The 4058-nt window shown below is 45.9% G+C and carries 4 protein-coding genes; all 4 read right to left on the bottom strand.

Annotated elements, in window-relative coordinates:
• A partial coding sequence (locus AC29Z1_RS14660; protein WP_488272197.1) for a 2-hydroxyacyl-CoA dehydratase family protein occupies window positions 1-963 on the bottom strand: 963 nt, incomplete at its 3' end.
• Window positions 964-1002: 39 nt separating this feature from the next.
• Window positions 1003-2022, bottom strand: coding sequence for an ABC transporter substrate-binding protein (locus AC29Z1_RS14655; protein ID WP_488272196.1), 1020 nt, complete (start codon window positions 2020-2022; stop codon window positions 1003-1005).
• Window positions 2023-2058: 36 nt separating this feature from the next.
• Window positions 2059-2940, bottom strand: a complete 882-nt coding sequence (locus AC29Z1_RS14650; RefSeq protein ID WP_488272195.1) for an acyl-CoA dehydratase activase — start codon at window positions 2938-2940, stop codon at window positions 2059-2061.
• Between the two features lie 108 nt (window positions 2941-3048).
• Window positions 3049-4058 (bottom strand): 2-hydroxyacyl-CoA dehydratase subunit D (locus AC29Z1_RS14645; protein ID WP_488272194.1); only part of this gene is annotated, 1010 nt, incomplete at its 5' end.

Raw genomic sequence — 4058 nt, 5'->3', positions numbered from 1 at the left:
CTGGTTCTCCAGTACATGGCGAGCTAGTGCCTCCACCGGCGGCAATGTCTCGTCATAATTATTAAAAGGATAGCCCCGGAAACCAAGCAATGCGCCGCCAGCTTGATCAATGGCTTCATAAATGCCAAATTCCTGTCCGGCGCTGCCGACCCAAACCAAGGGAATGACTTTATCCAAGTCGCGCTGATTGACAGGAGTTGCCTCCAATTCTTTGATCAAGTCATCCAGCACGGCCTCGTATTCGACCGGTTTTCCAAAATAGGTGTTTAAGCCTGTGAGCAAATAGATCGCCGGGAGACTGCGCATATAATAAGGATGTTTAAGCCTGAGATCCAGTACTTTCCGAACTTTGGCAATGAGTCGGTTCTTGCGCAGAATCTCAATTCTTAATTTGTCTTCATTAATTTCCTTACTTCCTGTCAGCCAGTGGGCTGTTTCGTAAATTTGGTCAATCAAGAACTGTACTAACTGTTCCAGCCGTTCCCCTTTTACACCGGGGGCCCGGTAAACCACATCAATGACATGAACATCATAGTCCTGCTTTCGCATTAACTCCCAGGCAAGATTGTAAGGTTCGCAGGCCACACTGGCACCAATAATTCTTCTGATACCAGTACCACGGCGTTTGTGCCATTGACCAACCGTGCACTTTACCATTGAGCAGGTTTCTTGTGGAAACTGATAGTAATCTTCAGCAATTGTGACTGATTCCAAGTCACTTAGCCGCCCCATCTCACTAAAGGCTACCGGAATAATATCAGAAGCATAGGCCAGCGGTATCTCCCAGCCGCTCGCCCGCGACCAAACGGCATTAATTTTTCCCTCCGCATATGCCTTTTCTGCGTCTTGAACATAAGATGTAGACAGATCTAACAACTTGCCGATGGCCGGTGAATAATAATGAACTTTCTCTTTACTGTAGACGAGATAGTCCCGCGGACTTTGAATGTCCTCGATATCCATAATAAATTCCTCCCTTTCCCAAGTATCTGTTACCAAAACCTATTTACAGGCGTAGGGGTTAAATTCGTTAGTAAAAATCTGCTCCGGTTTTAGATCATTTTTTATTTCACCAAATTCTTTCAACAAATCAATCCAGATGGCAACCGTTTCCGGGTGAATGATGCCATTAGGAGCAAAATAGCCGGTTCGTAACAATTTGGGATCAACATTGGCTCTTTTTACCGTAATATCAATTGCCTGTTGTTGATTGGCGTCAGCCCAGTCATTGGCCTTAGCCACTGCTCTTACAAACCGTCTGACCACATCAGGCTTTTCTTTGATAAATTTTTCTGAGAAATACAAGGGCGTATTGCCGCCAATTGTGCCAAAAACATCATAGTCGGTAAACAGTACTTTGAGACCTCCGCGTGCCAATAAAAAATCAGGGTTTTTGTGAAAACCGGCTACATCAATGTCGCCTTGCCGCAAGGCTTGCTCAAGATTGGCTTCCGGCATAACAATGATTTCTATCTTACCTTTCGGTGAGTCTATGCCGTTTTTCTTCAGATAGGCATAGGGAGTGTATTCGTTACAGCCGCCAATGGTGGGAATACCGACTTTCTTACCAACCATATCCTGTGCACTCCTCACCGGACTATTGTCCAAAGTCACAAACACCATATGCGGTATTTCTTTGGTAGTCTCAGTGCCCGCTACTACGGCTTTGATCTTGGCACCTGCCGAAATACCGGCAATGGTCCTGTTGATATGCGCGCCACCGACATCAATCTTTCCGGCGACTACTGACGCAACTAACTGTGGAGATGGTACCTTCCCTACGTATTCAAGCTCAATGCCTTCTTCGGCAAAATAGCCTAGTTCTTCCGCAATCATATAGATATCTGGTCGGGTTATATCACTAGGGCTGGGAACTCTTATGATATCAAGCTGTTTGGCTGAGCTAGCCGTCTGTTGCTTTTCTTGCTTGTTCGAGCAACCAAGCACAGATACCGACAATGCCAACAGCATGATAGTAATAATCAACATTGTTTGCCGATTATTTTTTAACCGAGTGTTCATTTCAACGCCCCCTATGCGTTTGATTGCCTGCTATCGTTAACTGGCCGAAACGGATAATTCTTCCTTTTCAGCACTTGCCAGCGTCAGACTTTTTTGGGCAATAACGGCTCCACCAAACGCCCCAGCATAATTGGTATCTAACTTGTCTTCAATAATGGGATGACCCAATACTGCTTCTACCGCCTTTCTCATGCCGGCATTATTGGATACCCCGCCGGTAAATACTAAATCCGACTCCAGGCCGATCCGGTTAAATAGGTTGCGAATACGGCGAGCGGTAGCAATATGAATGCCGGCGGCAATATCGCTCCGTTTTTCGCCTTTAGCTTTTAGCGAGATGACTTCCGATTCGGCAAATACTACGCACTGACTGCTGATATCTGACGGTTTGGTAGCTTTGAGCGCTTCCTGTCCCAATTCCTCAGTTGTCAGATCTAGCAGCTGGGCTACTTTTTCCAAAAACCGGCCGGTACCGGCGGCACATTTGTCATTCATAATGAACTCCACTACTTTGCCGTTTCTGGGGTCTACGCGGATAGCCTTTGAGTCTTGTCCGCCAATGTCGACAATGGATCGTACATTGGCATTGAGCACATGAGCTCCCATAGCATGGCAAGAGATTTCTGTCACAATTTTGTGGGGGATATCACCGAAATCGAGCGATATCCGGCCATACCCTGTACCGACAATATACTGGATATCGGAATGTTTCAAACCAGTCTGTTTCAGTAAAATACCAAACAGTTTATCGGCAGTTTGCTGGGTAAATACCGCAGTTGGCGTAATGGCGGTGTACAGCTTGCCCTCAGAAAGTAAGACGGCTTTGCCGGTACGGGAACCAATGTCCATACCTATAACTACATCATTGGTAAAAGTAGCAACCAGTTTTTTATCAATAACATCTACTATTTTTATCATTTTGTTCACTCCTTTTATTTTTTCGGATTATCTTTAGGCCAGATGGGAACTTTTCCGTCCTGCCTGGGTGGTAATGCCTTCTATTTAACACAAAACATCGATAAAGTCTTAAAGTCTTGTTTTGAGATGTCCCTGGTCACTGGCCGAGTAGTCTATAGGCACTTCCAGCACCGGTATGCCAAGTTTTTGATAGTGCCGGAAAAACTCGTGCTTGATCTGACCATAGCACGGGCAGAATTTGAGATATACGTACAAAATTCCGTCCACCCTATATTCCTGCGCTAAATTGCCAGAAATGACAACTCTTTCCTGAAGCGGTTTCATCCTGGTGCAAGGTGATTGGTCCAGGTACCCTTCGGCTAAGGCCTGATAGGGATCCCCTGCCTCGCTAATCTGGAAACTGACATTGCGGGAGCCGGTGCAATGGTCTTCGATGACTACCCTGGCCCCTACGGTATCTTCAATGAGTTCCAGAAGCCGCCGGTCACCATCGGCTACAATCCCCCCCGCCATCATCAGCCTGATGGGCTTCGGTCCCTGGTCAGGCACAGCGGCCAAGATATCATACAGTTCTTGGTACAAAATCAGCAGTTCATCTGGCGGCAAGTAATAATAGGCTTTGATAAGGTCTAAGAAATCCTTGCCTTTGAGCGGCGGATTATCCCGTTTGCGTAAATCTGATATCTGCTTTAATACTGCCCGCACTTTGTTATAGATTTTGATTTGTTCCTTCACTTCTTCGTCTGTTATGGTATGGCCGGACAGTTTTTCCAGGTCTTCCTTGAAGTTTAAAATCTCGGTCCGGTAATATCCCCGCGAGGATTCTTTATGCCGCAGACGGGGCAGGATATAAATATCGGTCGGAGTAAAAAAGTCACCAATGGCTTCGCCTACTTTTTTTATGCAGTCGCAGGTATAGAAGGTATACACTTTATCTAAAGATCGATATAGAGGATCGCTTTCTTTAAATGCGCCCAGAATGCTCTTGGTAAAATCGCAGAATACGCTTTGGGTGATTTGCTCACCACTGGCAACCACTTCGGTATTGCCCATCTTAAATAGTCTCACTTGATTTACGCCAGCCGCATTCATAAGTTCCAGCGGTGTATAAGTGCACA

Source organism: Sporomusa sp. (genome assembly GCF_057736855.1).
Note: the sequence above shows the minus strand (reverse complement) of the source record. Positions and strands in the feature narration are given on the sequence as shown.